Here is a 26,416-nt window from a genome sequence, read left to right as displayed (position 1 = left end):
GCGTACGCCGCTGTGGTCGACATCCGCGGTCTATGCCTACCCGGGGACCGGAAACATAGCCCTGATGGGCCCCGGGACCGGTGCGGGCGCGGGGATCCCCACGCCCCGGTCCTGCGGCCGCGCCGCGGTCGTCAGGTTCCCGTGACCGGCCCGCCTGACCCATCAAGAACGCAGGACCCGTTGACCCCGGGCCCGGGCCTCACTCGCGCCGGGCACCCGTCGGCCAGACGACATCGACCGGGACCCCGCGCGTGCGTGCGGCCGCGACCGCGTCACCGGTGCCGCCCCTGCCCCCGGACGGCTCACCGTCCCACACGGCGAACAGGCGGTCGATCGTGCCGAGGACGGTCTCGTTGGCCGCCTCGTAGGCGGCCCGTCCCGCGGTTCGATGGGGCATGTAGCGCACGAGCGCCGATCGCATGAGCAACCCGTCGAACCGTTCGAGGTTGTCGGGCCTGACCTTCGCTTCCCGGTAGTCGACCGAGGGCAGGACGACCTCCAGGCTCCCGCCGGCGTCGAGCAGGACTTCGGCGAACAACTGGTCGGCACCGCGCGCCAGGCAGGACAGGCCGACCAGGTCACCGTCGGCGTACGGCGCCAGGGCGTCCGCCAGCGCACGCCGGACGATCGGCGCGCTGCCGGCGGACAGGTTCGAGTGACCGGTGATCCCGATACGCGTCACGTTCGCTCCTCGAGGTTCGACTGCCCGGCCGGCAGCGTAGTCGACGACCCGCGTCACCGCACTGGCGCGGCGAGGCGGGGCGTGTGTCAGGTGAGGACACCGCGCACGACGCGGTGGGCGTCGCGGCCCACCCCTCTCAGGCTGGCCGAGGAGTAGCTGCGCTGGAACTCCAGTCCCACGTACCCCAGGCCGGGGACGGTGGTGGAGACCCCGCCCGAGTGCAGGGGGCGGCCGTCGGCGTCCAGAGCCCCCGTGCCGTCCAGGAAGTCCAGTGCGGGCCGGTAGCCGGTGGCCAGCAGCACCGTGTCGACCGCCTCCGTGGCGCCGTCGGCCCACTCCACGGACTCTCCCCGCAGGCGCGTGAAGAGCGGTCGGCGGTCCGGGTTGCCGGTGGCGAACGCCGCACGGAAGCGGCCGTCGTCGATGACCGGCGTCCGCACCCGCTCCCACAACCGGCCCACAGGGGCGGAGTCCACGCCGGTGACGGCGCCCCACCAGTGGACGTCGCGGCCGAGGGGGCGCTGGTCCACCCAGCCGATCGGGGCCCGGCTGGCGAGGCTCACCCGGGCGACCCCCGCCAGCTCGACGGCGATCTCGACACCGGAGTTCCCGGCTCCCACGACCACGATCCGCTGCCCGCGGAAGGGTTCGGGTGCGCGGTACTCGCACGAGTGGAGCACCGTGCCGGTGAACCCGTCCAGACCCGGCAGCGGCGGCCGGTGCGGGCGCGTGAAGGTCCCCGAGGCCGCGACGAGCGCGCGTGCGGCGTGCCGGGTGCCGTCGGCCGTGGTGACGGTGAACCCGCCGCCGTCGCGCTCGACGCGGGTCACCTTCTGACCGAAGCGGAAGTCGGCGTCCAGCCGGTCGGCGTAGCCGCGCAGGTAGGCCGTGACCTCGTCCCGCCCGGGGTAGGTCGCTTCGCCGCCGGGCATCGCCCGGCCCGGGAGGGAGGCGTAGGGGGAGGGCGAGAACAGGGTCAGGCTCTCGTAGTAGTGCGGCCACGAGCCCCCGGCCGTGTCGGCGGCCTCCAGGACCAGCGGGCGGACGCGGTGGCGGTTGGCGGCCTCGACGGTGGCCAACCCTGCCTCTCCGGCACCGATGACGACCACGGGGGCCTCGGACATGGGAACCTTCCTGCGGTGGGGGACGCCGGAAAGGAAGGTACCAACGCGCGCGGGAGCGCGGCCGGCCGAGGTCCCCGCACGGGCACGGTGACCGTGGACGCGCTCCCGGTCATGGCGGGGTCGTCACTCCTCGCGCGGGGCCCGGAACGTGCGCCGGTAGCCCTGGGGAGTGACACCCAGTCGCCGGACGAAGTGGTGGCGCAGGTTGTCGACCGTGCCGAACCCGGTACGCCCCGCGATGGCGGTGACCGGGGTGTCGGTCGCCTCCAGGTGGTGCTGGGCCAGCAGGACGCGCTGCCCCGTCAGCCATTGCAGCGGAGTGGTGCCGACCTCCTGCTGGAAGCGCCGGGCGAAGGTGCGCGGTGACATGTGCGCGTGGCGGGCCATCTCCTCGACGGTCAGATTCCGGTCGAGGTTGGCCTCGATCCAGTTCAGGACGGCGGAGAGCGGGCTGGCCCCCTGCCGCGCCTGGGGGCGTTCGCGGTACTGGCGCTGACCGCCCTCCCGGTGCGGAGGCGCGACCATGCGGCGGGCGATCGCGTTGGCGACGGCGCTCCCGTGCGCCGCGCGGACCACGTGGAGGCAGGTGTCCACGCCCGCCGCGGTGCCGGCCCCGGTGATGATCGGGCCGTCCTCGACGTAGAGCACGTCCGACTCGACGCGGGCGCGCGGGTGGCGGCGGGCGAGTTCGTCGGTGTAGCGCCAGTGGGTGGTGCAGCGCCGCCCGTCGAGCAGGCCGGCGGCGCCCAGGAGGAAGGCCCCGGTGCAGATGCTCATGACACGGGCGCCCCGCTCGGCGGCGGCGCGCAGCTCATCGGTCAGGCGATCCGGCTGGGGCACCGCGAGATCGTAGGCGGGGACACAGATCAGGTCCGCGGAGGCGAGCCGGTCCACACCGTGGGAGGCCCGCACCTCGAAGCCGTGCCGGGTGCGCACACTGTCGCCCGCGGCCGAGACGAGGGCGAAGTCGTAGACGGGCAGTGCGCCGTCGCTCCGGTCGATACCGAAGACCTCGCAGAACACACCCAGTTCGAAGGCGTGGCCGCCCTCCAGGGCCAGGACGACGACATCACCGATCACGCGGGCCCGCTCCTTCCCTCGGATTGGCAGGAATTTCAGCCTATCTGTCATTTCTGCCACTCCCGCTGCGCTGACGCCCATGGAAACCTGGCGGCGGTTCCACGGACGACACCGACAGCGAGGCCACCCGATGATGACCGCACACCCCACCACAGCGACCACCGACCTCCCGGCACAGGCCGCCGAGGTCCTGCGCGGGCTCGCGCTCGACGAGGACCTGAAGTGGCGCGTCCCGGAGGATCCGGTCCTGGGCCCCGTGGCGGCCCGGGTCGCCCGGCGCTTCGTGGCGGGCGAGAGCCTGACCGACGCGGTGGAGCGCGCGCGGCGCGTCATCGCGGGCGGCCACCGCGCCAGCGTCGAGTTCATGGGCGAGAGCTGTCGCGACGAGCAGAGGGCCGCGGCGGAGACCTACGTGTTCCTCGAAGCCGCCCGGCTCCTGCCCGAGGGCTGTTCGGTCTCGCTCGACCTCTCGCACGTCGGTCTGGCCATCGACAGCGAACTCGCCCTGGCCAACGCCTCCCGGATCGCCCGGGCGACCGCCGGGTCCGGCCGCGAGATGATGATCTCGGCCGAGGGCTCCGACCGCACCGACGCCGTGCTGGCCGTGCACCGCGCCCTGTGCGAGGAGTTCGACCACGTCGGCGTGACCGTGCAGGCGCGGCTGCACCGCACGGCCGCGGACCTGCCGGGGCTCCTCGAGCTCCCCGGCCGGATCCGGCTGGTCAAGGGCGCCTTCCTCGAACCACGGGACATCGCCCTCCCGCGCGAGGACCCCGCCCTGGCCGACACCTACACCGCCTACGCCGAGCGGCTGGCCGACTCGGGCCACCTGTGCTCGTTCGCGACCCACGACTGGGACCTGATCGACCACATCGACCGCCACCTCGGCGGCAGGGGCCACGCGAACGCGCCCTGGGAGTTCGAGACCCTGCTCGGCCTCGGCCCCGACCGCCTCGACGCCATGGCCGAGCGGGGCCACCCCACCCGCGAGTACGTCGTCTTCGGCACCGAGTGGTGGCTCTACGTCTGCAACCGGCTCGCCGAGGACCCCCAGCGCGTGCTCCAGGCCCTCGTCGACGCCGCGTCCTGAACCGGCTCCGCCGCCGGGGTTCCGCCTCAGGGGGCGCCTCGGCCGTGCCGCCAGGGGGACGGCAGCGGACCGCCGTTCTTGATGTGCGCGTCCAGCGCCGTCAACAGCCGGTCGGCCTCGCGGATCACCCGGTGGGCCTCCCCAGCGTTGCGCGGGCGGACGCGCAGCGTCTCGGACAGTGCGTCGTAGAGCGCGTCCGACGCCGGATAGTCCGCCGCTCCCCTCCTCGGAAGGCGTCCACCGTCCGACGGGCTCCGGTCGGGTGTCGAGCGCGGGCGCAACAGCCGCGCCAGCTCGTCGAGAGCCACCCCGTGATCGGAGGGGTCGTCCGTCATGCAGCCTCACCTTCCGCGGCTCGCGTGGTCGGCTCGACGTTAGACCTGGTCACCCTCGGTGACCGACAGTGGAGTGAAGGTAAAGGACCCGCAGGATCCTGCGGGTCAGGCCACTCCGGCGCGCTGGGCGAGCGGGCGCAGCTCCGGCGTGGACGGCCGGTGCTCGCGCCGCATCAGCTCCTGGAGCACGCGGCCGGTCGACGGGTCGTGCCGGACCAGCTCCGGGGCGATCCGCTCGGCGTCCAGCAGGGTGTTCACCGCCGCGGCGTCCTGGCGTGTCTGCGTGTAGGCACGGGCCACGTCCAGGCACACCTGGGCACGACGGCCGACCAGCCCCGCGGGGAGCGCGTCCACGTCCAGCGCCTCCCCCGCGGCGACCGCCGCGCGGGCGTCGCCCACCTTGGCCCGAGTCGAGATCGTGTGGATGGCCACGTTGGTCGGACCGAACGCGGTCCCGTGCAGGTTCATGTCGCGGCCCAGGCGGTCGGCCGCGAGCTGCGCCTGCCGCAGCAGACGGGGCACCGCGGCCTTGTCGTACTCGGCCGCGGCGGCGGTCGCCGCGGCCAGGTGGAGACCGCCGTACACGCTCAGCTCCTCGGCGGTCCCCGGGCGCATCTGCCGTTCCAGTGCCGCCGCGGCGGCCATGGCCAGTTCGGCGGCGGCGGCGGGCCTGCCCCGGGAGACGAACACGTAGGCGAGCCGGTAGGCGCCCACGGCCGAGAGCAGGGTCTGGTCCGCCCACTCGGCCGCGGACATCGCCCGGTCGGCCGCCTGCCAGGCGAGGTCCTTCTGGCCCACCCGGCGGAGCACGGCCGCGGTGGTGTTGTAGACCATGGCGCGCACCGAGCACACCGCCGGGCGGTCGGCGCCCCGCCTGTGCGCGGCCGCCTCCACGTCCCGGATCAGGCGGGGCAGTCGGCGGCCGACCTCGCCGTAGCGGGTCGCCTGGTAGGCGGCGTGCGTGCGATGGGCCTCGGCACGCAGGCGCGCGAGGTCGGCGGGGCCGTCGGACACCTCGGAGTAGCGCATCATCGCGCGCTCGATCTCCACCGCCGCCGTGTAGCGGGGCGCGGGGTCGTGGTGGTCGGTTCCGGTCAGCTCGGCGAGGGGCAGGCGGAGGACGTCGGAGAGCCGGGTCAGGACGTCGTGGGAGTCGACGGTGAGGATGCCGCGTTCCACCTGCGAGAGCCAGGACTCGGAGCGGCCCACGAGCCCCGCGAGCACGGCCTGTGAGTAACCGCGCCGGGTGCGGTTGCGGCGGATGATCTGGCCCCTGGCGGCAGCGTCCACGCCGGGCCTCCCGTCTAGACGGTGCGAACGGTGGAAAGGATCCGCTCCCACGTGGGTATGCGGGACTCGTACGGCGCCTGCTCGTCGTACAGGAGCGTGACCGAGGGCAGTGAGCCCAGGGTGCTGAGGGAGCGGGTGAAGGCCGGATGGCTCGCGAGCTGGGGTTTGCAGTGGGGGACCACGACGGTGGGAACCGCGTGGCCGACCATCTCGCAGAGCAGGCCGATCGCGAAGTTGTCGGCGTGGCCGTCGGCGAACTTGTTCGTCGAGTTGAAGGTGAGCGGGCAGGCGAGCACCAGGTCCGCCGGGGGTAAGGGTGTACCGGTGCCTGGACGTCTGTACTCGACACGCACCGGTTCCCCGGTCAGGGCCGCCAGCGCGTCGGCGTCGTGGAAGCGCTGCCCCATGGGGGTGGACAGGCACCGCACGGTCCAGTCGTCGGCCTGGAGCAGCCGGACGAGCGAGGGAAGGCCCTCGGGCGCGGGAGCACCGGACATGACGAGGTAGAGGGTTTTCGCCATGCCGCGAGTGTAGCCCCGGATGTCCGGAGTGCGCGGTGCTTCGGATGAGCCCGGTGTGACAAAGGGATGCCGCTGACCTGCAACGAAGCCGGTTCGGAGCTCGTTCTGCCCCACCGCCGACCGCGCCCGGGGCATGATGGGTCCGCCCGCCGATCCCCCGCGCAGAGAGCGAGGTCCCCGTGGACGTCAACGGCCTGACCGCCGAGGTGGAGCAGGTGTCGCGCGGCTACGCGGCGCGCTTCGGCATCGAACGGGACGCCGACTGGTTCGTCCTCAAGCTCCACGAGGAGATGGGCGAGCTCACCCAGGCCTTCCTGGCACTGGACGGCCGCGGCCGCGCCAAGGGGCTCGACGACCGGGAGCGGTCCGCGCGGTTCCGGGCGGAGCTGGCGGACGTGTTCTGCCACGTGCTCCTGCTGGCCGACCACCACGGCGTGGACCTCACCGCCGAGGTGCGCGCGAAGTGGCTGGACCGCTGGGGGGCGTCCCAGGGCACGGTCGGCGGCCCGCCCGGGAGGTCGGGCGGGGGGACGGTCGACGGCGTCCAGTAGCGTCATGCCGGTGGCCCCCTCGACACGCCCGCGCGCTCGTGCGCGTCGCGCAGCGCCGGGGAGAGGACGTGTTCGCGCCCGTTCGACGACTCGCTCCCGGTCCACGACCACGAGCGCGGGATGGTGGCCGGTGGACCTTTGCGGTCACCGCGCCAGGGCGTGTTCCGTGGATGCCGCCCGTCGCGAGCGGCGTTCCGGTGCGGCTGCCGCAGGGCCGAAGAAGGCATCCCGGTGTGGCTGTCGACTGATGAGAACGCGGCGAGAGCCGTGCCGGGGCGTCGCGCGGCAGGGTGAGTGTCCGCGGAACACGCCCTAGGCGTCAGGGGCGGGGGACTCCGGTCGCATGACGGGGTCGGGCAGATCCTGGACGCCGCTCTCGGCGGTGGGGTCGGCGGTGTCGTCGCGGCGGCGTTCGAGGACGACGACGTCCCTCCACTGCCCGCCGTGCCGGACGAGCCGCTCGCGTACGGCGAGGGTGCGGTAGCCCGACGCGTGCAGCAGGGCGAGCGCCGCCTTGTCCTCGGGCAGGACGGTGGCCTGCAGGGTCCACAGTCCCGCGAGGTCGGCCTCGACCACCTGCGTGCGCGCCAGCGCCTTGCCGACGCCCCGTCCGCGCTCGCCCTCGGCCACGTGGATCCGCGTCTCGGCCACGCCCGCGTAGGCGCTGAGCCGGGAGACGGGCCAGGCGGCGGCCCAGCCGACGACCGTCCCGTCGCGTTCGGCCACCCACGCGTGACCGTCGAGCCAGCCGGTGTCCGGGCCGCCGTTCTCGGCGGCGTCCGCCTCGCCGCCCTCGGCGAGGATGTCCCCGGCCGCGGCGCCGGCCGCGTGGAGGCGGCGTACGGCGGGCAGGTCGGCGTCGGTCAGGGCGCGGACGGTGACGTCCTCGGGCACCTCGGTGGGGCAGCACGGGCGCGCCGCGAGCATGCCCATGACCGCGTCGGCCGCGTGCGGCAGGCCGGTGCAGCAGGCGGCGTTGACCGCGACCCGGGTGGACGTGCCGACGCGGGAGGTGGTCACGAAACCCACCTCGGCGAGTTTGCGCAGGTGGTGGGAGACGGTGGGCTGCCGCACACCCAGGGCCTCGGCCAGCTCCCCGACGCTCATGGCGCCCGGATAGGTGGCGATGGCGTGCAGCAGGCGGACGCGTGTGGGCTCGGCCAGGCACGCGAACCAGGCGGCGTAGGTCTCGGCGTCCCCGGTCGGCAGCAGCCCCGCGGTGTGTTCGTGCGTGACGGTCATGCTCCCAGTATCGACGACGATCTATGGTTGCGTCCATCGACGTTCGTCTATAGAGTCCTGATTCATAGACGCCCGTCGATGAAAGGAAGCGTCATGGCAGAGGTACACCCCGTCATCGTGATCGGTGCCGGACCCACTGGGCTGGCCGCCGCCGCCGAACTGGTCCGGCGCGGCCTCCCCGTCCAGGTCCTGGAGCGGGGCCCCTCCGCCGGCGCCGCGGTCGCCGAGTGGGGGCACGTCCGGCTGTTCTCCTCCTGGCGCGACCTCGTCGCCCCGGCCGCGGAGAAGCTGCTGGCCACCACCGGCCGGCGGCGCCGCGACGACGACGCCTACCCCACCGGCCGCGAGTGGGTCGACGCCTACCTGGCCCCGCTGGCCGCCGCCCTCGGTGAGCGGGTCCGCTACGGCACCGAGGTCACCGGCGTCAGCCGCCTGGGCCGGGACCGGGTCGTGGACTCCGCCCGCGACGAACAGCCCTTCACCGTCCGGATCCGCACCGAGCGGGGCGAGGAGCGCCTCCTGGCGCGCGCCGTGATCGACGCCTCCGGCACCTGGGGCTCCCCCAACCCCCTGGGCGGCGACGGCCTGCCCGCCCTCGGCGAGGGCGACCCCGCGCCGGCCGACCGCCTGTCCTACCGCGTTCCCGACACGGCCGACCCCTCCGTCCGGGCCCGGTACGCCGGACGCCGCACGGCCGTGGTCGGCAGCGGCCACTCCGCGCTCACCGCCCTGGTGGCGCTGGCCGGACTCGCCGCCGACGACCCCGGCACCCGCGTCGTGTGGGTGCTGCGGCGCGGAGAGGCCGGGGACGCCTTCGGCGGCGGCGCCGACGACCAGCTCGCCGCCCGCGGCGCACTGGGCACGCGCGCCCGGAAGGCGGTCGAGGCCGGGCACATCGAGACGGTGGCGGGCTTCCGCACCTCCGAGGTCCGCGCGGAGGGCGGGGCCGTGGTACTGGTCGACGGGGGCCGCGACCGCGACGGTGACGTCCGCGCCCTGGCGCCGGTCGACGAGGTGGTCGTCCTCACCGGCTTCCGCCCGGACCTGTCCTTCCTCTCCGAGATCCGGCTCGGCCTGGACGCCACGCTCCAGGCTCCGGTGGCGCTGGCCCCGCTCATCGACCCCAACGTCCACTCCTGCGGCACCGTCTACCCCCACGGCGCCGCCGAACTGGCCCAGCCGGAGTCCGGCTTCTACCTGGCCGGGATGAAGTCCTACGGCCGCGCGCCCACGTTCCTCGCGCTCACCGGCTATGAGCAGGTACGCAGTATCGTCGCCGCACTGGACGGTGACCACGAGTCCGCCGCCCGCGTGGAGCTGACCCTGCCCGAGACCGGTGTCTGCAAGGGCAGCGGGCTGACCGACCCGGACGACGCGGCGGAGGCCGCCGGAGAGGGCGGCTGCTGCGGAGGGCCCGGCCCGGCGGCGGTCGACCTCCTCACGCCGTCCGGCTCCGTCGCCACACCGTGAGCCGATCCGCCTTCCCCGCCGGGGCTCCCGCACACGGGCCCCGGCGGGCCCCCGGGGCGGGACGGGCCCTGGCCGCGCTCTGCGTCACCGTCACGACCGGCTACGGCGTGCTGTTCTACGCCTTCCCCGTGCTCGCTCCGGCCATCGCCGCGGACACCGCGTGGTCGCTGGCGGGGGTCACCGCCGTGTTCTCCGCCGCGCAGGTGGTGGCGGGACTGAGCGGGATCGCCGTGGGCCGGTGGGTCGACGCGCGGGGGCCGCGCCCGGTGATGACGGCGGCGGCCGTCCTCGCGGTCCCGGCCGTGGCGGCGCTCGGCCTCGCCCCGAGCCTGTGGGCCTTCGGCGCCGCCTGGCTCGTCTGCGGGGCCGCGATGGCGGGGCTGTTCTACCCTCCGGCCTTCGCCGCCCTGACCCGCTGGTACGGGGAGGAGCGTGTGCGGGCGCTCACCGTCCTGACGCTGGCCGCCGGGTTCGCCAGCACGGTCTTCGCTCCGCTCACGGCCGTCCTGGAGGCGGCGCTGGGCTGGCGCGGCGCCTACCTCGCGCTCGCGGGCGTGCTCGCGGCGGTGGTCGTGCCCCTGCACGCCCTCGCCCTGACCCCGCCGTGGGACCGGGCACCGCGCCGCCGGGGACCGGACGGCGCCCGCCGGCTCCCCTCCGCGGTCCGGGACCCCGCGTTCGCGGCCCTGGCCGCGTCGCTGGCCCTGGGGTCGTTCACGGTGTACGCGGTGGTGGTCAATCTCGTGCCCCTGGTCGAAGGACGCGGGTTCGGCACGACGGCCGCCGCGTGGGCCCTCGGGGTCGGCGGTGTCGGCCAGGTCCTGGGCCGCCTCGCCTACGCCCCGGCGGAGCGGTGGCTCGCACCGGTACCGCGCACCGCGCTCGTCCTGCTGGCCTGTGCCGCCACCACCGCCCTGTTCGCCCTCGTCCCCGGCCCGCTCCCGCTTCTGCTCGGGATCGCCCTGCTCGCGGGGGCCGCGCGCGGCGTTCTCACCCTGCTCCACGCCACGGCCGTGGCCGACCGGTGGGGCACCGGGGACTACGCCACGCTCAACGGCCTCCTGCACACGCCGCTCATATTCGCCACCGCGCTGGCCCCCTGGGCGGGAGCCGCCCTGGCCGGACCGCTGGGCGGACATCCCGCGGTGTTCGCCCTGATGGCCGCACTCGCCGCCCTCGGCGCGCTGCTGGCCCTGGCGACCCGCACCGAACGCACGACCGACAAGGACGCACACCTGTGGAACACGCACACCTGATCGTGGTCGGCGCCGGCCAGGCGGGACTGGCCGCCGCGCACGAGGCCGCCCGGCGCGGCGTCCGCCCCCTCGTCCTGGAGGCCGCCGACCGCGCGGGCGGCGCCTGGCCGCACCACTACGACAGCCTGACCCTGTTCTCCCCCGCCCGGTTCTCCGCCCTGCCCGGCCGCCCGATGCCCGGGGACGGCGACCGCTACCCGCGCCGCGACGAGGTCGTGGCCTACCTGCGCGCCTACGCACGGGACCTGGACGCCGACATCCGCTACGGCCAGCGCGTCACCGCGGTGGGACGCGAGCGCGGCGGCGGCCTCACCGTCACCACCGCCGACGGGACGCGGATCCAAGCTCCCGCGCTGGTGGCCGCCACCGGAGGGTTCTCCCGTCCGCACCGGCCCGCCCTGCCGGGCCTGGACGCGTTCTCGGGCACCGTGCTCCACAGCGGCGAGTACCGGTCGCCGGAGCCGCTGGCCGGCCGACGCGTGGTGGTGGTCGGCGGCGGAAACTCCGCCGTACAGATCGCCGCCGAACTGGCGGACACCGCGAGGGTGACCCTGGCCAGCCGGGCGCCGATCGCCTGGGTACGACAGCGGCCGCTCGGCCGCGACCTGCACTGGTGGTTCACCCGCAGCGGGCTGGACACGGCCCCGGTCCGCCGGTTCTGGGAGCGGGGACCGGCCCTGGTCATGGACGACGGGCGCTACCGCGCCGCCTTCGCCTCCGGCAATCCGGACCGGCGCCCGATGTTCACCCGGGTGTGCCCGAACGGGGTCGAGTGGGCGGACGGCACCAGGGAGGAGGTGGACGCGCTCGTGCTGGCCACGGGGTTCCGGCCCGCCCTGGGGTACCTGGCGGGAACAGACGCCCTGGACGACGACGGACGGCCCCTCCAGTCGCGCGGCGTCTCCGCGACCGTGCCCGGCCTGGGCTACGTGGGCCTGGAGTTCCAGCGCAGCTTCTCCTCGGCGACCCTGCGCGGTGTCGGCCGCGACGCCCGCCACGTCCTGCGCCGGATCCTGTAGCCACGGGGGTCGGGGCCATCCGCGCCCGCCCGACCCGGCCTTCCCCGATGAGGGGCCCTGCGTCGTGGGGCGCCTCAGGACATGACGGTGCACACTGCACCGACGGGAGGACGAGGTCTCCGAGAGGGCGGAACACCATGGGAGGATCGGCTCGCCGAGCTCGGTGTCCCCTTCCTCGCCCGCGGCCTCGGCACGCTCCACGAAGCCGAGCTCACCGTGGTTCCGACGACACCCGGCGAAGCGCCACCAAAGCCGAACGCGTGCACCGCGGTCCGGCCTGGGCTCGGCCTTCGTCGGGGAGGCGGATCAGTGTGCCCGCTCCGCGCCCAGGTCCTCGGCGATGCGGGCGACGGCGGCCTTAGCGGTACGGCCCGCCCCGATCAGCGTGGCAGAGGCGGCCCCCGTCCAGTCGCCGTAGCCCAGCAGGTGCAGGCGCGGCTCCCTCAGACACCGCGCACCGTCGAGCGGGACACGCCCGTCGGCGTCGAACGGCTCCAGCGGCGCCAGGTGGTCCAGAGCGGCGCGGAACCCGGTGCACCACACGATCGCGTCCGCTTCCATCGCGCTCCCGTCGGCCCAGACGACTCCCGTCCGGGTCAGCCGCTCGGCCATCGGCTGCGCCTTGAGCACCCCCCGGTCGCGGGCCGCGCGCACGCTCGGCACCATCACGATGTCGCCGAGGGCCCCGACACCTCCGTCGGCCCCGCCCAGCGTCCTCCTGGTGGCCACGTCGAACAGCACCCGGCCGTCGACGTCGTCGGGCATCAGGCGCGGCGGCCGCCGGGTGAGCCAGGCGGTCCGCGCGACCTCGGACAGCTCGGCCAGGATCTGTGCCGCGGAGTTGCCTCCTCCGACCACCACGACCCGTTGGCCGGCGAACTCCTCCGGGCTCCGGTAGTCCACCGTGTGGAGCTGTCGGCCCTCGAACAGGTCGCGCCCGGGCACGTCGGGCAGGAACGGGCGGCTCCAGGTCCCGGTCGCGCTGACCACGTGCCGTGCCCGCCACGTCCCGGCCGCCGTGACCGCCTCCAGGCCGCCGCCGGCGCGGCGGACCTCCGTCACGGCGACCGGTCGGCGCACGGGCAGGTCGTACCGGCGCTCGTACTCGGCCAGGTAGTCGGTCACGTGCCGCGCCGAGGGGTACTCCTGCCCCGGCTCCTCCGGCATCCACCAGCCGGGCAGCGGGCTGTGCGCGGCCGGTGAGAACAGCCGGAGCGAGTCCCAGTAGTCACCCCAGGCCCCACCGGGCGACTCGCGGTCGTCGAGGATGACGAACCGCGCCTTGGCGCGCCGCAGGAAGTACCCGGCCGCCAGTCCCGCCTGGCCGCCGCCGATCACCACGACGTCCGTCTCGGCGTCCGCGGATGCGCCCACGTGTCCTCCTGGAAGCGGTGACGGTCGTCCGACAGTCACATGACCGATGTTGCGGCCATAGCCGCCTCCCTAGTGTCGGCGACATGGACGACCACAGCGAAAACCACGGAAAGTACCTCGTCACCGGCGCCACGGGCAAGGTCGGAGGCAGCGCTGTCCGACAACTGCTCGACGCCGGCTACGGCAACGTCCGCGCGCTGGTGCGCGACCCCGGACGTGCCCGGCTCCCAGCGGGAGTGGAGGTGGTGCGCGGCGACCTGACCCGCGCCGCCTCCCTGGACGCCGCGCTCGACGGAGTCACCCGGGTCCTGCTGGTCTGGCCCACGCTCCAGGCCGACGGCACGGCGCCCGCGGCCGTCGCCCGCATCACCCGCGACGCCCGGCGCGTGGTGTACCTGTCCGCCGCGGGCGCCGAGGCCCCCTCGGACGAGAACCCCGTCGCGGGCTCCCACGCGGAGCTCGAACGGCTGATCCGCGGCTCCGGCGCCGAGTGGACCTTCGTACGCGCCGGCGGCTTCGCCGGCAACGACCTCGGTTGGGCGGAGGAGGTCCGCACCACCGGCGTGGTCAGGGAGGCGTTCCCCGGCTGGAAGCGCTCGCCGATCCACGAGGCCGACCTGGCCGCGGTGGCCCTGCGCGCCCTGACCACCGACGACCACGTCGGCGCAGCCTACGAGGTGACGGGGCCGGAGAACCTGGACCAGGCCGAGCGGGTCCGGATCATCGGTGAGGTCACGGGACGGCCGCTGCGGTTCGAGCCGCTCTCACCGGAGGAGGCCCTGGAGGGCTACCGGCGGTGGCTGCCGCCGGAGGCGGTCGAGGACACGCTCAGGCACATGGCCGAGATGACCCGCCACCCCGAACCGGTCACCACGGCCGTCGCCGACGTGACCGGCCGCCCCGCTCTGACCTACCGGCGGTGGGTGGCGGACCACATGGCCGACTTCCTCCCCGAGGACGCCCGAGAGGCCGGTACCCCCGCCCGGATCGCCGCCGGCTAGGTCGGCCCTGAGCGGGGCCACTCCGGTTCGGGGCGCCTGGTAGGCGGAGCCGTCCCGCCCGCTCCGGTGCACGCCAGGGCCCGTCGGCGCCCGTGCGGTGCCGGGCTTCGGTGGCGGGTGTCAGCCCTGACCGCAGGGGGTGGCCGGCCACAGCGGGAGGGGCCGCGCCGCAGGTGTCCGCGGAGGGCGGTGGCGGGCGACGGCGTGGGCACGGGCAGGGCAGGTCGACGGCGAAGGCCCCGGCGTGAAGCGCCCCGAGCGCCCCGAGCACTGTAGCGTGGGCGCGTGCTGCGCGGACGCGACGGTGAGACGGCGAGGATCGACGCGATCCTCGCCGCGGCCCGTTCCGGCCGCAGCGGGGCCCTGGTGCTGCGGGGCGAGGCCGGTATCGGCAAATCGGCCCTGCTGGACCACGCCGAACGCGAGGCCGCGGCCGCCGGGATACGGGTGCTGCGCGGCGCCGGAGTGGAGTCCGAGAGCGATCTGCCCTACGCGGGCCTGCACCTGCTGCTGGGCCGCGCGATGGGGCACGCGGACGCGCTGCCCGACCCGCAGGCCAGGGCACTGCGCGGCGCCCTCGGGCTGACGGACTCCGCGTCGCCGAGCCGGTTCCTGGTGGGCCTGGCGGTCCTGACGCTCCTGGCCGAACTGGCCGCCGCCGGGCCGGTGCTCTGCCTGATCGACGACGCGCACTGGCTCGACCGGGAGTCGGCCGAGGCGCTGCTGTTCGCGACCCGGCGGCTGGAGGCCGAGGGGGTCGCGGTGCTCCTGGCGGTCCGCGAACCGCACGCGCCGCTGCTGTCCACGCCCCACCTCGACGAACTGCGGCTGCGGCGGCTGCCCCGGGCCGACGCGCAGGCGCTGCTCCTGGAACACGCCGCCGACCTCCCCCGACAGGTGCGCGGACAGGTACTGGCCGAGGCGGCCGGCAATCCGCTGGCACTGCTCACCCTGACCGCCGTCCAGCGGGACGGGTACTCCAGCACCCGGATGGGCGTTCCGGGTCGGATCCAGGACACCTTCGCCGGCCAGGTCGCCGCCCTCCCCGAAGGGACGCGGGCACTCCTGCTCGTCGCGGCGGCCGACGACTCCGCCGACGCCGCCACGGTGCTGCGCGCGGCCCGCGACCTGGACGCGCGTCCGGACGACCTGGGCCCCGCCGAGCGCCTGGGACTGCTGCGCGTGGCGGGGAACCGGGTGGAGTTCGCGCACCCGCTGATCCGCGCGTCCGCCTACGAGCACGCGACGTCCGAGGAGCGCGCGGCGGCCCACCGTGCCCTGGCCGGGGTGTACGCCGACCATCCGGAGGCCGCCGACCGCCGTGCGCGGCACCTGGCCGCGGCGACGCCCACCACCGACGAGGAGGTCGCCGCCCTCCTGGAGACGGCCGCCGAGCGGGCCCGCGCCCGCGGCGGCCTGTCCGCGATGGCCACCGCCTACGAGCGCGCCGCCACGCTGTCGCCCGACCCCGCCGACCGGCGGCGCCGCACGATCGCCGCCGCCGGGGCCGCCGCCTACGCGGGCGACCACGGACGTGCGGCGGACCTCCTGGGATCCGTCACCGGTACCGACGACACCGCGCAGCGCGTGACCGTGGCCAGGCTGCACTCGATGCTCGCCGCCGCCGAAGGTCGCGCGGACACCTCCTACCGGGTCCTCTTCGCGGCCGCGCTGGAGACCGGGGCACAGCACGGGCCGGAGGACACGCACCGGCACGAGGGGGCCGCCGTGTCCGCCGGGGCCGAGGGCACCGCCACGACCGACGGCACAGCCACCGGGACCGCCACGACCGACGGGACCGCCACGGCCGACGCGGCCACGGGGGCGGACCGGACCACGGAGAGCGGGAAGCTCCTGTTGGAGGCCGTGCGGGCCGCGTGGGTGGCCAACGACTTCGACTGCGTCGCGCGGATCGGCGACCACGCCGCACGGCACCCCGGCGGCGCCCCGGCTCGGACCCTCGCCCGGGCGGCGCTCGCCACCAACCGACTCGACCAGGGCCACACGGCCGAGGGCGTGGCCGCGCTGCGCGCCTCCCTGGACGGCCACGACGCCCTGGTGGCCCGGTCCCTGAACGACCGCGTGCTCTACGCACGCCTGCACCTGATCGCCGGGGACTTCGACGCGGCCCACCGGGCCGCCGTCGACCTGGAGGCCGAGTGCCGCTCCCAGGGCGCGCTCGCCGTGCTGCCGCAGGTCCAGGTGATACTCGCGCGTACCCAGTTCTTTCTCGGCAGCCACCGCGACGCGCGCGCCACGGTCGAGGACGGACTGCGCACCGCCACCGACGGCCGCCAGCCCACGTCCCGAGCGGAACTGGCCGCGATCGGCGCCGAACTCGCCGCCGTCCGGGGCGACGCCGAGCGCTGCCGCGCGCTGGCGGCCGAGCCGCTCGAACTCGGTGTGGCCCCCGCGTCCGTCCACGCCGCCGTCGCCCTGAGCCTGCTCGACCTCGGCCAGGGCCGCCCCGAGGAGGCCCTGGCCAGGTTGGAGTCCGTCGTGGAGGGCACCCGACCGATGGGGATCGTCGGCAACCTGCCCCTGCTGGTCGAGGCCGCGTTCCGACTCGGCCGCACCGACCGGGCCGCCGACGCCGCCGACCGGTACACCGCCTGGGCCACCGCCGTCGACCGGCCGTGGGCCACGTCGCTGGTGCTGCGCTGCCGCGCGCTGCTCGACGGTTCCGAGGACGCCTACCGCGGCGCGCTCGCACTGGACGCCTCCCCCTTCGACCAGGCGCGGACCCGGCTGCTCTTCGGTACGTGGCTGCGCCGCGCCCGCCGCACGACCGAGGCCCGCGAACAGCTCCACCAGGCCGCCGACGCCTTCCGCCGCTGGGGGGCTCGTCCCTGGGAGGAGCGGGCCGGCGCCGAACTGCGCGCCACCGGGGAGACCCGGGCGGCCGACACCCTGGCGCGCGACCGCTCCGAGGACCCGCTGGACCGGCTCACACCCCAGGAGCTCCAGGTCGTCCGGCTGGCCGCGACCGGGCTCACCAACCGCGACATCGGCGCCCGGCTCTTCCTGAGCCCCCGCACGGTCGGTCACCACCTCTACAAGGCCTACCCCAAGCTCGGTGTGGCCTCCCGGGCCGAACTCGCCGCTCTGGGCCTCCATCGTGACCAGGAACGACGACGGTCGGACGGGGGCCGGGCCGAAGCGCCCGTCGGATGACTGATGCTGTGCCGGGGTGACCGTCCGTAGCGTCATCCCCATGAAGACAGCACATGTGGAGATCACCTTCGACGTCGGGTGCACCTGGTCCTACCTCGCCTACACCCGCTTCCAGCGGGCCGCCGCTCGCTTCCGGGACGAGGGCGGCACCCTCGCCGTGGCGTTCCGCCCCTTCCAGCTCGATCCCGGAGCGTCGCCGGACGGCGAGCCCAAGCGGGAGGTGCACCGCCGTCACTTCGGCGCGGACTTCGACCACGAGGGCGCCATGGACGAGATGAGCGCCCTGGGCGCGGACCTGGGTCTGGTGTTCGGCCACGACGCGGTCTGGGCCGACAGCTTCGAGGCGCACCGGCTGGTCGCGGTGGCCTCGGACCAGGAGCGCGGCGAGGCGATGGTGGAGCGGCTGTTCCGCGCCCACCACAGCGAGGGTCTGAACATCGGCGACGGGTCCGTCCTTCGCCGCCTGGCCCAGGAGACCGGGGTCGAGTGGAGCACCGCCGGAGCCGACGGGGTGCGGGCCGAGCTGGCCCGGGTCCGCGCCGACGGCATCCGCGGCGTCCCGGTGTTCGCGTTCTCCGGATCGCGCGTCCCCCTCGTCGGCGACCAGAGCGAGGCCGCGCTCGACGCGGCCCTGCGCTCCGCCGCCGCGGCCGACGCCTCCGCCTGATCCGCCCCGTCCCATCGACACGAGGAGTACTGCCATGAGGTTCATCGAGGTGGGCCGGTTCGGCGCCCCGGAGGTCCTGACCGTGCGGGAGGGCACCGACCCGGTCCCGGAGGCGGGGCAGGTCGCACTGGAGGTGTCCGTGGCCGACGTCATCTTCCTGGAGACCGCGATCCGCCGGGGCGAGGCCGGCCAGTGGTTCGACGTCCGGCCGCCCTACGTGCCCGGCGGAGGCGTCGTCGGCACCGTGACGGCGGTCGGCGCGGGTGTCGACCCGTCGTGGGTCGGCCGGCGCGTGGCGACCACGGCGGCGCGGGGGTCCTACGCCGAACGGACACTGGCCCCGGCCGACCGGCTGGCGGCGGTCCCCGACGGTCTCGACGCGCGGACGGCGGCGGCCCTGGTCCACGACGGGGCGACCGCCCGGTCGATCGTCACGGCGGTCGCCCCCGAGCCGGACCAGTGGGTGCTGGTCACGGCCGCGGCCGGGGCGATGGGGCTGCTGCTGGTGCGGATGGCGCGCGAGGCCGGGGCCCGTGTCGTCGGCGCGGCGCGCGGGGCGCGCAAGCTGGAACTGCTGCGGTCCCGGGGCATCGAGGGCGTGGTCGACTACTCCGAGCCGGGGTGGACCGAGCGCGTCCGGGAGGCCGCCGGCGGCCGGGACCCGGAGGTGGTCTATGACGGCGCGGGCGGGGCGATCGGTCGGGCGGCCTTCGCGATCACGGCCCGCGGGGGACGGTTCTCCGCCCACGGCGCACCCAGCGGAGATTTCGCCGAGGTCGGCCGGGAGGAGGCGGACGAGCGCGGCGTGACCCTGTACTCGCTCGCCGATCTGCACCAGGACGGGGCCGCCGCGACGCGGAACATCGAGGACGTGCTGGCCGCGGCCGCGGCGGGGCGGATCGTTCCCGTCATCGGCCGGACGTTCCCCCTGGAAGGGGCCGCCGAGGCGCACGCGGCACTCGAGGAGCGCACGATCGTCGGCAAGGCGCTTCTGGAGGTCTCGCACCGGCGGGGGCCTGACGGTCAGACGGGGTCCCCCAAGTGACAAGTAATTTTTTCTAGAAAATTACTCTAGTTCTGGTCTAGAGTGGCTACCGGACGGCATCGATGCGGGCTCACACCGCAACGGTGAACGGCGTGGGCCGGGCCATGGCCCGGCCCACGTGTCCGCAGGAGTGGCCGAAGCGCGGTGCGCGGCCCCCTACTCCGGCCGAAGGGAACGGCAGATCCGGTCCGGCAGCGCACGCGCGGCCTGGGCGAGGTCGACGGTGTGGGGGCTGGCCAACCAGTGCCGTGCGATCGCCACCACCGGGCCCATGGCCAGCGCCTCGATGACCGGTCCGGGCAGAGGCGCGATGTCCCCGGCCTCCACGCGCCTGCCCACCCACTCCGAGATGCCGCCCAGCATGTCCGCCCGGATCTGCTCCGTGTGGGTCTCGATGAGGCCGGAGGAGACGGCCGAGTGCAGGAAGAGCGCCACGTCGAGGTTCTCCTCGATGAAGCGGAGGTAGGTCACCACGAGCGCGCGGATACCGCCACGGGTCGTGCGGGTGGGTGTGACGGCCGCGCTCAGCTCGTCGAAGAGCCGTTCCGAGCACCGGAGGAACAGGGCGACGGTGAAACCGTCGAAGCTACCGAAGTGGTGGTAGAGGCTGCCGAGGCTCACGCCGCTGGCCGCGGTGACCGCGTTCACCGTGAAGCCCTGCTCTCCCGAGGAGGCGTAGACCTGGAGGGCCGCGGTGAACAACCGCTCGACGGTGGCCTCGCCCCGCTTCTGCTTAGGAGGCATAGCGTGAACTCGTCGGCGTCATACCGGTCAGGATATGCCTTCGGGCGTGCCGTGCTCCGACGCCTGCGGCCGGGGTCGCGCCTCCCGGTCCGCGCACCTCGGGGAAAGGTCCCGTCGTCCTCCCACGACGCCAGAAGCTCAACTATGGTGCAGGTATTGCGCATGGCGACGAGATGTGACTCATGACACATTCCACCGCCAAGGCTCCAGGTGAGGGACGCAAGGGGTCCCTGTTACGGATGGTACAAGCGCACAATCCCAATGACGGCTGAACTCCCGTGCACTAAGGTCTGCCTATATGGCGCGTTCAGTGGTCAGTCCCCTACCAGACACTCTCGCCCGGGACGACGACACGGAACTCTCCCGAGCGCTATCCGCGCTCCTGGGAGCCCGTGTGGCACCCCGCGCGTTCACTCTCCCGGACGGAACCCGGGTCGGAGTCGACTTCGCGGACGAGGGCCGCCCCACGATCCTCGGCCAGTGCGCGCCAATGCGTGGCCCGGTGAAGTCGGTCCAGCGCAACAAGCTCATCGCCGACGCGTTCAAACTCGTCTGGTTGCGCGACACCCACTTCCCCGACGCCCGCGTCGTCCTGGCCATGGGCGAGCAGCTCTCCCGTCACCTGGCCCGCGGCTCCTGGCTGCGGGCGGCCTTCGCCACGCACGGGATCGCCGTCGCCCTGGTGGACGACAGCACCACCGTCCGGTCGCTCGACACCATGACGTGACCGGGACGTCATAGTCAGTTAAAACCGTGTCACTAGCTTTGACGCGTCAACGATCCCCGCGGGCCGTCGACTCATACGCTTCCGCCCGCTCTCCACCGTTCTCCTCGGTGTTGCCAACCGAGGACAGATACCTGGAGGGTGTCCCGTGGGCTCTTCCCATGTGGCCGCACTTGTCGGCAACCCACGCCCGGGCTCGCGTACGGCCCGGACCGCCGAGCACGTCGCCCGAATGCTCGCCCCCCTCGCGGGCGGCGACCACGTCACCACCATCGACCTGTCCGACCACGGCCCGGCGGTCCTCGACCCCGGTGACGCCGCGGTGAACGAGGCGGTCGAGACCGCCCGTTCGGCCCGGCTCCTGGTCGTGGCCAGCCCTGTGTACAAGGGCACGTTCACCGGCCTGCTCAAGGCCTTCCTGGACCGGATGCCTCCCGAAGGGCTGCGCGGCACGATCGCCGTCCCCCTCATGGTCGGCGCCTCGGACGGGCACGCACACGCCGCCGAGTCGGCACTGCGCCCCGTCCTCGTCGAACTCGCCGCGTCCTGCCCCGCTCCCGCGCTGTACCTGCGGGAACAGACCCTGAGCGAACTCGGTACGGACACCGACCCCGCCCTGGCCTGGTACGACCGCCACTGCGCCACCCTCTCCTCCGTCATGGGCACCTCCACCGCGCCCCTGTGAGCCGGACGGACCCGGCCCGGGTACGCACCCGTCCGGCGGACCCGACCGGTCCCGCCGACACCCCGGCGCCCACGGATCCGTCGACCGCGCACTCCACCGGCGACGGAGTGCGATGGCTCACACACACCGAGGAGTAGGAATGACCGCACCGCAGCCCGTACCGGGCTCCACCGACATACGACACGAGCCGACGGCCCTGCGCGACGGCCTCGCCCGCATGGCCACGTCGGTCAGCGTCGTCACCTCCGAGGTCGACGGCCGACGCCACGGCTTCACCGCCAACAGCGTCGTCTCGGTCTCCGCAGACCCGCCGCTGGTCGCGATCTGCCTCGCCGACACCGCCGAGTGCCACGAGGCCTTCACCCGCGCCCGGAACGTCGCGGTCAACGTCCTGGCCGACGGCCAGGAACAGCTGTCCAGGGTGTTCGCCACCCGCGGCGCCGACAAGTTCGGCGCGGCCCCCTTCACCACCGGCGACCTCGGCGCGCCCGTCCTTCCGGGCGCCGCCGTCGCCCTGGAGGGCACCGTCCACTCACGGCACCGCGCGGGCGACCACACGATGATCCTGCTCGATGTCGCCTACGTGCGACTGGGCCGGACCGCGCCGCTGGTCTACCAGGAGCGCAGGTTCCACCGGCTGGACGCCGCATGACCGACGACCGCATCCGGGTGCGCGGCCTCACCAGGTCCTACGAGGGCGGCGATCCCGCCCGGCCCGCGCTCGACCGCGTCGACCTGGACGTCCCCCGGCGCCACTTCGTCAGCCTCATCGGCCCCAGCGGCTGCGGCAAGTCCACGCTGCTGCGTGTGCTCGCGGGCCTGGAACGGCCCGACGCCGGAAGCGTCGCCGTCTTCGGGTCCACACCCGAGAGGATGTGCGCCGCCAAGGCGGTCGGCCTGGTCCCCCAGACGCCCGCGCTGCTGCCGTGGCTGAACGTGCGCCGCAACGTGGCCCTGCCCTCCCGCGTCAACCGCCGCGCGGGCAACGCCGCCGGCGATCCCGACGCACTACTGAGCATGGTGGGCCTGGAGGACGCGGCCACCAAGTATCCGCACCAACTGTCGGGCGGCATGCAGCAGCGCGTCGCGATCGCACGCGCCTTCGGCATCCGCCCGGAGGTCCTGCTGATGGACGAGCCGTTCTCCGCCCTGGACGAGTTCACCCGCGAGGCGCTCCAGCTCCATCTGCTGCGCCTGTGGGAGCACATGTCCACGACGGTCGTGTTCGTCACCCACTCGGTGCGCGAGGCGGTCACGCTCTCCGACCGGATCGTGGTCATGTCCGCCCGCCCCGGACGGGTCCACGAAGTGCTCCCCGTCGACCTGCCCCGCCCGCGCGGCGCCGGCGTCGCGGCCGACCCCCGCCTGCACCAGGTGGAGGACCGCGTCCGCGCCTCGCTGCAGCGCGCGTGGGAGGCCGGCGCCGCCCCCGACGACCTCGTACCGCTGTGAGAGGACTACCGGACATGGCCACGGGCACTTCCCCGGACGTCCGTCCCCGCCCCACCACCGCTCCCGCCGCCCGGCCACGGCGCCGCGGGCGGTCGGTCGTGCACCCCGCCCTGTGGCTGCCCACGGTCGTGGCCGTGCTGCTGGTCGGCGCCGCCTGGACGGCGGTCGCCACCGCGCAGCCCTACATCCTGCCCCCGCTCCCCGAGGTCGGCGCCACCCTGGCCGACGATCCGGAGCTGTTCCTGAGCAACGCCTGGTCCACGCTCCAGATCGCCCTCCTCGGCGTGGCCTGGGGTGCCGGACTGGCGTTCGTGCTGGCCCTGCTGATGTCCGAGATCCCGGTCCTGCGCAGGGCGATCATGCCGCTGGCCGTGGTCCTCAACGTGACCCCGGTCATCGCTCTGGCGCCCGCCCTGGTCGTCGCCTTCGGCTTCGGCATGGCGCCCAAGGTCATCGTCACCGCGATCATCACGTTCTTTCCGGTGCTGATCAACGTCACGACCGGGCTGCGTTCCGTGCCGCCTCCGGTCCTGCACGTGTTCTCCACCCTGCACGCCTCGCGCCTCGAGGTGCTGCTGCGCCTGCGCGTCCCGAGCAGCCTTCCCTACACCCTGGCCGCCCTCCGGGTCGTCCTGCCCCTGTCCATCGTGGGTGCCGTCGTCGCGGAGTTCGTCGCCGCCGGCTCCTCCAGCGGGCTCGGCACGATGATCCGCACCGCCGCCTCCAGCGCCCGGCTGCCGCATGTCTACGCGGCCGTCGCCTGCCTGGCCGCGATGGGCGTCCTCATGCTCGCGTTCACGGCCACCGTCGAACGCAGGTTGCTGTTCTGGCACGAGTCACAACAGAGAACCCCCTGATGATCGGAGCTAGCACCATGTCCACCCCCACCGCCCACCCCAGACGCCTCCTTCTGCGCTCCGCCGCGGCCGCGACCACGGCCTCCGCCGTTCTGCTGGTCTCGGCGTGCGGCAGCGGAGAGGTCGAGGACAACGCCCCGGAGGTCGCCTCCGTCATCGACGACGAAAGGTGCCAGACCAACCGGGACGCCGGAACGATCACCTACGTGACCGGCTACCAGTACCAGGCCTCGGTCAGCATCCTGGAGGCCATCGCGGCCGACGCCCTGGGCTACTTCGACGCCGTGTGCCTCGACGTCGAGATCCAGCCGGGCACGGGCGACACGATCGGCAACGCCCAGATGGTCGCCGCCGACACCGCCCAGCTGACCTCGCTGGGCAACGAGGCCGAGATCCTGCAGGCCCACGACAACGACATCGACGTCATCGGGGTCGCCACCTACGGCCACGTCCCGATCGCCACGCTGTTGACGGGCACGGACATCGGGGAGCTCAGCGACCTGGAGGGCTCCACCCTGGGCCACAAGGGCATGCTGCCCGCGCCGCTGGAGGCGATGCTCGTCTCCGACGGCGTCGACATGGACTCCATCGAGCAGGTGGAGGTCGGCTACGACCCGAGCGTCCTTCCGCGCGACCAGGTCCAGGCACTGACCGGGTTCCGCTCCAACGAGCCGTTCCTCCTCGGTGACATGGAGGAGGAGTTCAACGAGTGGCTGCCCGAGGACTACGGGGTGGTCGGCTCGTTCGGTGTCATGGCGACCAGCCCCGACTTCGCCGACGAGAACCCCACCGTGGTGGAGGACGTGCTGCGGGCGATGTCCCACGCCTTCGACTACTGCGTCGACAACGGTGAGGAGTGCGTGCAGTTCGCCGCCGACCTCGCCGAGTCCGGCTACGACGTCGACCACAACCTGCGCATCTGGAACGCCGAGCACGAGCTGGTGACGGCCTCCACGCAGGAATCCTCCCCGGTCGGCTACATCGACCTCACCCTGACCGAGGCCGAGGGCCAGACCCTGGTCGACAACGGCCAGCTCGACGAGATGCCCGACCTGGAACCGCTGTTCGACCCCCGCTACCTGGAAGCCGTCCACGTCGCGGGCGGGGTGGCCTGGCCCGCCGAGTAGCGCCCCGGGTCCGGGTGGCCGGTCCGGGCGACCGCGCCGGCCACCCGGGCCCTGTCCCACCCCCCACACCATGAACACGAAGAACGAGGAGCCACGCATGGCGGCACCGGCTGGGACGGCCGACACGGAGTACGGGATCTTCCTGCCCATCGGCAACGGTGGCTGGATCATCTCCGAGACGTCACCGCACCCGGAGGCGAGCTACGACTACAACAAGAAGGCGGCGGTGCTGGCCGACGCCCACGGCTTCGACTTCATCATGTCCATGGGCAAGTGGCGCGGCTACGACGGGTCCACCGACCACTGGGGCCGCACCCTGGAGTCGATGACGATGATGGCGGGGCTGGCCGAGGCCACCGAGCGGGTGAAGGTGTGGGCCACCATCCACACCAACCTGTTCAACCCGGCCATCGCGGCCAAGATGTACACGACCCTGCAGGACATCAGCGACGGCCGCGCCGGCATGAACATCGTCGTCGGCTCCTACGCCGACGAGTTCGCGCAGATGGGCCTGTGGAACGAGGACCTGGACCACGCGGCGCGGTACCGGTACACCGAGGAGTGGACCTCCCTCCTCGAACGGCTGTGGACGGAGGACTCCGTCACCCACCAGGGCGAGTTCTTCACACTGGACGACTGCCGCTCGCGCCCCCACCCCAACCCCGCGCCCACGCTGATCAGCGCCGGCCGCTCCGACACCGGTCTGGAGTTCCAGGCCCGGCACTGCGACGGCTCGTTCCTGACCGCGCAGGACCTGCCGGGCCTGCGCGAGGCCAGCCGCGACGTGAAGGCGCGCGCGGAGAAGCAGGGCCGGTCCATCCGGACGTACTCGATGCTCACCGTCATCATGGACGAGACCGACGCCGCCGCCGAGGAGCGGCGCCGCGAGTACGGGCGCGGCGCCGACGTGGACGCGATCGTCAACATGAAGCGCTCGTGGGGCCTGCCCCTGGACAAGGCGCTGTCCCTGACCGCCGAGAACCCCGCGGACGAGGCCTTCCAGACCCCCTTCGTCACCGGGTCCCCCGACACCGTGACCGCGCGGATCCGGGAGATGGTCGAGTACGCGGAGCTGGACGGGCTGATGCTCATCTTCCCCGACTACCACGCGGACCTGGCGACCTTCGGCGAGAAGGTCATGCCGCGGCTGCGGGACGCGGAGGCGGCACCGACCGGCGAAGCGGGGACGCGTTGAGCGGGGAGACGGGCATCACCGATGTGTCCGGGCGCGTGTGGGACCGGCCCGGCACGGCCCGGGAGTGCGCACTGCTGGTCGTCGACGTACAGCGCGACTTCGCCGACCCGGCCGTGCTCACGTGGTTGGACGAGGCGGGCCGGGACCGGGTGGCCGCCGCCGTGGAGCGCACGTCCGGCCTGGTCGCCGCCGCCCGCGCCGCCGGTGTACGCGTGGTGTGGGTGGGGCTCGGGCAGGACCCGGCACAGCCCTGGGCCGCCTCGCGCTGGCTGCGCGGCCTGCCCGCGGACCCCGCCGACGACCCGGCGGAGGAGCCCTGCGTGGAGGGGTCGCCCGGCGCCGCGTGGTTCGGGGTGGCTCCCGAGCCCGGGGAGGAGGTCGTGGTGAAGCGGCGGTACTCGGGCTTCCACGGCACCGGCCTGGCGGACACGCTCCGGTCGGCGGGCACGACCTGGGTCGCCGCCGCCGGTCTGACCACCGAGTGCTGTGTGGACGCCACCGTGCGGGACGCGTTCCAACTGGGGTTCCGGACCGTGGTGGCGGCCGACGCCACGGCCGCCTATGAGGAGGACGCCCACCGGCACGCGCTGGCGGTCCTGGGCCAGAACGCGGCCGTGGTCGCCACCGCCGACGCCATCGCGGCGGCGTGGGGCAGGGACCCGGAGAGCGCGGGAGCCGCGGGGACGAACGGACGGAAGGTGACCTCGTGAA

General features: G+C 74.1%; 26 protein-coding genes. 17 read left to right on the top strand and 9 right to left on the bottom strand.

Translation table 11 applies throughout. The features are described 5' to 3' along the window. Positions 1-199: 199 nt before the first annotated feature. From M1P99_RS13845 to M1P99_RS13835, 3 genes are all read right to left on the bottom strand, one after another. Positions 200-682 carry a hypothetical protein gene (locus M1P99_RS13845; protein ID WP_304453065.1) on the bottom strand — a complete coding sequence of 161 codons (483 nt, stop codon included), beginning with the start codon at positions 680-682 and terminating at the stop codon, positions 200-202. An 86-nt stretch (positions 683-768) separates the two neighbouring features. Further along, on the bottom strand, positions 769-1,806 hold the full coding sequence (locus tag M1P99_RS13840; protein WP_304453064.1) for an NAD(P)/FAD-dependent oxidoreductase: 1,038 nt from the start codon (positions 1,804-1,806) through the stop codon (positions 769-771). Positions 1,807-1,929: 123 nt separating this feature from the next. Then, complete coding sequence (locus M1P99_RS13835) at positions 1,930-2,886, bottom strand: GlxA family transcriptional regulator (RefSeq protein WP_304453063.1); 957 nt, start codon at positions 2,884-2,886, stop codon at positions 1,930-1,932. Positions 2,887-3,019: 133 nt separating this feature from the next. On the opposite strand from M1P99_RS13835, the gene M1P99_RS13830 reads away from it, so the two are divergent. Next, positions 3,020-3,976: a proline dehydrogenase family protein gene (locus M1P99_RS13830; protein ID WP_304453062.1), complete on the top strand. Its 957-nt coding sequence runs from the start codon at positions 3,020-3,022 to the stop codon at positions 3,974-3,976. Between the two features lie 26 nt (positions 3,977-4,002). Here M1P99_RS13830 and M1P99_RS13825 read toward each other — a convergent pair whose 3' ends face one another. From M1P99_RS13825 to M1P99_RS13815, 3 genes are all read right to left on the bottom strand, one after another. After that, positions 4,003-4,311 carry a hypothetical protein gene (locus tag M1P99_RS13825; protein WP_304453061.1) on the bottom strand — a complete coding sequence of 103 codons (309 nt, stop codon included), beginning with the start codon at positions 4,309-4,311 and terminating at the stop codon, positions 4,003-4,005. A gap of 105 nt (positions 4,312-4,416) precedes the next feature. Continuing rightward, positions 4,417-5,601 carry a helix-turn-helix domain-containing protein gene (locus M1P99_RS13820; protein WP_304453060.1) on the bottom strand — a complete coding sequence of 395 codons (1,185 nt, stop codon included), beginning with the start codon at positions 5,599-5,601 and terminating at the stop codon, positions 4,417-4,419. A 14-nt stretch (positions 5,602-5,615) separates the two neighbouring features. After that, entirely contained in the window at positions 5,616-6,122 is a 507-nt protein-coding gene (locus M1P99_RS13815) for a flavoprotein (RefSeq protein ID WP_304453059.1), read from the bottom strand. A gap of 179 nt (positions 6,123-6,301) precedes the next feature. Between M1P99_RS13815 and M1P99_RS13810 the strand changes: the two genes are divergently transcribed. Beyond that, on the top strand, positions 6,302-6,673 hold the full coding sequence (locus M1P99_RS13810; protein ID WP_304453058.1) for a pyrophosphatase: 372 nt from the start codon (positions 6,302-6,304) through the stop codon (positions 6,671-6,673). A 312-nt stretch (positions 6,674-6,985) separates the two neighbouring features. Here M1P99_RS13810 and M1P99_RS13805 read toward each other — a convergent pair whose 3' ends face one another. Continuing rightward, positions 6,986-7,915, bottom strand: a complete 930-nt coding sequence (locus M1P99_RS13805; protein WP_304453057.1) for a metalloregulator ArsR/SmtB family transcription factor — start codon at positions 7,913-7,915, stop codon at positions 6,986-6,988. Between the two features lie 93 nt (positions 7,916-8,008). On the opposite strand from M1P99_RS13805, the gene M1P99_RS13800 reads away from it, so the two are divergent. The 3 genes from M1P99_RS13800 to M1P99_RS13790 are packed head-to-tail and all read left to right on the top strand — an operon-like array spanning position 8,009 to position 11,660. Further along, positions 8,009-9,385 carry an FAD-dependent oxidoreductase gene (locus M1P99_RS13800; protein WP_304453056.1) on the top strand — a complete coding sequence of 459 codons (1,377 nt, stop codon included), beginning with the start codon at positions 8,009-8,011 and terminating at the stop codon, positions 9,383-9,385. Further along, entirely contained in the window at positions 9,382-10,641 is a 1,260-nt protein-coding gene (locus tag M1P99_RS13795; protein ID WP_304453055.1) for an MFS transporter, read from the top strand. Before M1P99_RS13800 ends, M1P99_RS13795 begins: the two co-directional genes overlap by 4 nt. Next, positions 10,623-11,660 (top strand): NAD(P)/FAD-dependent oxidoreductase, encoded by a 1,038-nt coding sequence (locus M1P99_RS13790; protein WP_304453054.1) that lies wholly within the window; start codon positions 10,623-10,625, stop codon positions 11,658-11,660. The genes M1P99_RS13795 and M1P99_RS13790 overlap by 19 nt, the downstream gene beginning before the upstream one ends. Before the next feature lie 306 nt (positions 11,661-11,966). On the opposite strand, the gene M1P99_RS13785 is transcribed toward M1P99_RS13790, so the two are convergent. Next, positions 11,967-13,034, bottom strand: coding sequence for an ArsO family NAD(P)H-dependent flavin-containing monooxygenase (locus tag M1P99_RS13785; protein ID WP_304453053.1), 1,068 nt, complete (start codon positions 13,032-13,034; stop codon positions 11,967-11,969). 83 nt (positions 13,035-13,117) lie between these two features. On the opposite strand from M1P99_RS13785, the gene M1P99_RS13780 reads away from it, so the two are divergent. The 4 genes from M1P99_RS13780 to M1P99_RS13765 all read left to right on the top strand — a co-directional run bounded on the left by M1P99_RS13780 (position 13,118) and on the right by M1P99_RS13765 (position 18,921). Further along, positions 13,118-14,035: an SDR family oxidoreductase gene (locus M1P99_RS13780; protein ID WP_304453052.1), complete on the top strand. Its 918-nt coding sequence runs from the start codon at positions 13,118-13,120 to the stop codon at positions 14,033-14,035. A 285-nt stretch (positions 14,036-14,320) separates the two neighbouring features. Then, positions 14,321-17,209, top strand: coding sequence for a helix-turn-helix transcriptional regulator (locus M1P99_RS13775; RefSeq protein ID WP_304453051.1), 2,889 nt, complete (start codon positions 14,321-14,323; stop codon positions 17,207-17,209). Positions 17,210-17,249: 40 nt separating this feature from the next. Then, positions 17,250-17,876, top strand: a complete 627-nt coding sequence (locus M1P99_RS13770; protein WP_304453050.1) for a DsbA family protein — start codon at positions 17,250-17,252, stop codon at positions 17,874-17,876. 34 nt (positions 17,877-17,910) lie between these two features. Further along, positions 17,911-18,921, top strand: a complete 1,011-nt coding sequence (locus M1P99_RS13765; RefSeq protein ID WP_304453049.1) for a zinc-binding dehydrogenase — start codon at positions 17,911-17,913, stop codon at positions 18,919-18,921. A 156-nt stretch (positions 18,922-19,077) separates the two neighbouring features. On the opposite strand, the gene M1P99_RS13760 is transcribed toward M1P99_RS13765, so the two are convergent. After that, complete coding sequence (locus M1P99_RS13760; RefSeq protein WP_304453048.1) at positions 19,078-19,665, bottom strand: TetR/AcrR family transcriptional regulator; 588 nt, start codon at positions 19,663-19,665, stop codon at positions 19,078-19,080. Between the two features lie 394 nt (positions 19,666-20,059). Here M1P99_RS13760 and M1P99_RS13755 point away from each other — a divergent pair, with 394 nt between their 5' ends. From M1P99_RS13755 to M1P99_RS13720, 8 genes are all read left to right on the top strand, one after another. Then, positions 20,060-20,392, top strand: coding sequence for a hypothetical protein (locus M1P99_RS13755; protein ID WP_304453047.1), 333 nt, complete (start codon positions 20,060-20,062; stop codon positions 20,390-20,392). Between the two features lie 145 nt (positions 20,393-20,537). Next, positions 20,538-21,074, top strand: coding sequence for an NADPH-dependent FMN reductase (locus M1P99_RS13750; RefSeq protein ID WP_304453046.1), 537 nt, complete (start codon positions 20,538-20,540; stop codon positions 21,072-21,074). Between the two features lie 139 nt (positions 21,075-21,213). After that, positions 21,214-21,726, top strand: coding sequence for a flavin reductase family protein (locus M1P99_RS13745; protein ID WP_304453045.1), 513 nt, complete (start codon positions 21,214-21,216; stop codon positions 21,724-21,726). Continuing rightward, positions 21,723-22,526 (top strand): ABC transporter ATP-binding protein, encoded by an 804-nt coding sequence (locus M1P99_RS13740; RefSeq protein ID WP_304453044.1) that lies wholly within the window; start codon positions 21,723-21,725, stop codon positions 22,524-22,526. The genes M1P99_RS13745 and M1P99_RS13740 overlap by 4 nt, the downstream gene beginning before the upstream one ends. A gap of 14 nt (positions 22,527-22,540) precedes the next feature. Continuing rightward, positions 22,541-23,383, top strand: a complete 843-nt coding sequence (locus tag M1P99_RS13735) for an ABC transporter permease (protein WP_304453043.1) — start codon at positions 22,541-22,543, stop codon at positions 23,381-23,383. 17 nt (positions 23,384-23,400) lie between these two features. After that, complete coding sequence (locus M1P99_RS13730; protein WP_304455686.1) at positions 23,401-24,510, top strand: ABC transporter substrate-binding protein; 1,110 nt, start codon at positions 23,401-23,403, stop codon at positions 24,508-24,510. Between the two features lie 97 nt (positions 24,511-24,607). Beyond that, the gene (locus M1P99_RS13725; RefSeq protein WP_304453042.1) at positions 24,608-25,705 is read left to right on the top strand and encodes an LLM class flavin-dependent oxidoreductase; all 1,098 of its coding nucleotides are present in this window, start codon (positions 24,608-24,610) and stop codon (positions 25,703-25,705) included. Continuing rightward, positions 25,702-26,415: a cysteine hydrolase family protein gene (locus tag M1P99_RS13720; protein ID WP_304453041.1), complete on the top strand. Its 714-nt coding sequence runs from the start codon at positions 25,702-25,704 to the stop codon at positions 26,413-26,415. The genes M1P99_RS13725 and M1P99_RS13720 overlap by 4 nt, the downstream gene beginning before the upstream one ends. Position 26,416: the final 1 nt, after the last annotated feature.

The sequence above is a fragment of the Nocardiopsis sp. YSL2 genome (assembly GCF_030555055.1).
In the GTDB taxonomy this organism is placed as follows: Bacteria; Actinomycetota; Actinomycetes; order Streptosporangiales; family Streptosporangiaceae; genus Nocardiopsis.
Note: the sequence above shows the minus strand (reverse complement) of the source record. Positions and strands in the feature narration are given on the sequence as shown.

Bases quoted from the DNA above. Each gene is read 5' to 3' on its own strand.
- M1P99_RS13760 (WP_304453048.1), bottom strand. From the start codon at position 19,665: ATGCCTCCTAAGCAGAAGCGGGGCGAGGCCACCGTCGAGCGGTTGTTC.
- M1P99_RS13730 (WP_304455686.1), top strand. From the start codon at position 23,401: ATGTCCACCCCCACCGCCCACCCCAGACGCCTCCTTCTGCGCTCCGCC.
- M1P99_RS13805 (WP_304453057.1), bottom strand. From the start codon at position 7,915: ATGACCGTCACGCACGAACACACCGCGGGGCTGCTGCCGACCGGGGAC.
- M1P99_RS13815 (WP_304453059.1), bottom strand. From the start codon at position 6,122: ATGGCGAAAACCCTCTACCTCGTCATGTCCGGTGCTCCCGCGCCCGAG.
- M1P99_RS13830 (WP_304453062.1), top strand. From the start codon at position 3,020: ATGACCGCACACCCCACCACAGCGACCACCGACCTCCCGGCACAGGCC.
- M1P99_RS13840 (WP_304453064.1), bottom strand. From the start codon at position 1,806: ATGTCCGAGGCCCCCGTGGTCGTCATCGGTGCCGGAGAGGCAGGGTTG.
- M1P99_RS13825 (WP_304453061.1), bottom strand. From the start codon at position 4,311: ATGACGGACGACCCCTCCGATCACGGGGTGGCTCTCGACGAGCTGGCG.
- M1P99_RS13765 (WP_304453049.1), top strand. From the start codon at position 17,911: ATGAGGTTCATCGAGGTGGGCCGGTTCGGCGCCCCGGAGGTCCTGACC.
- M1P99_RS13770 (WP_304453050.1), top strand. From the start codon at position 17,250: ATGAAGACAGCACATGTGGAGATCACCTTCGACGTCGGGTGCACCTGG.
- M1P99_RS13800 (WP_304453056.1), top strand. From the start codon at position 8,009: ATGGCAGAGGTACACCCCGTCATCGTGATCGGTGCCGGACCCACTGGG.
- M1P99_RS13735 (WP_304453043.1), top strand. From the start codon at position 22,541: ATGGCCACGGGCACTTCCCCGGACGTCCGTCCCCGCCCCACCACCGCT.
- M1P99_RS13740 (WP_304453044.1), top strand. From the start codon at position 21,723: ATGACCGACGACCGCATCCGGGTGCGCGGCCTCACCAGGTCCTACGAG.
- M1P99_RS13745 (WP_304453045.1), top strand. From the start codon at position 21,214: ATGACCGCACCGCAGCCCGTACCGGGCTCCACCGACATACGACACGAG.
- M1P99_RS13725 (WP_304453042.1), top strand. From the start codon at position 24,608: ATGGCGGCACCGGCTGGGACGGCCGACACGGAGTACGGGATCTTCCTG.
- M1P99_RS13780 (WP_304453052.1), top strand. From the start codon at position 13,118: ATGGACGACCACAGCGAAAACCACGGAAAGTACCTCGTCACCGGCGCC.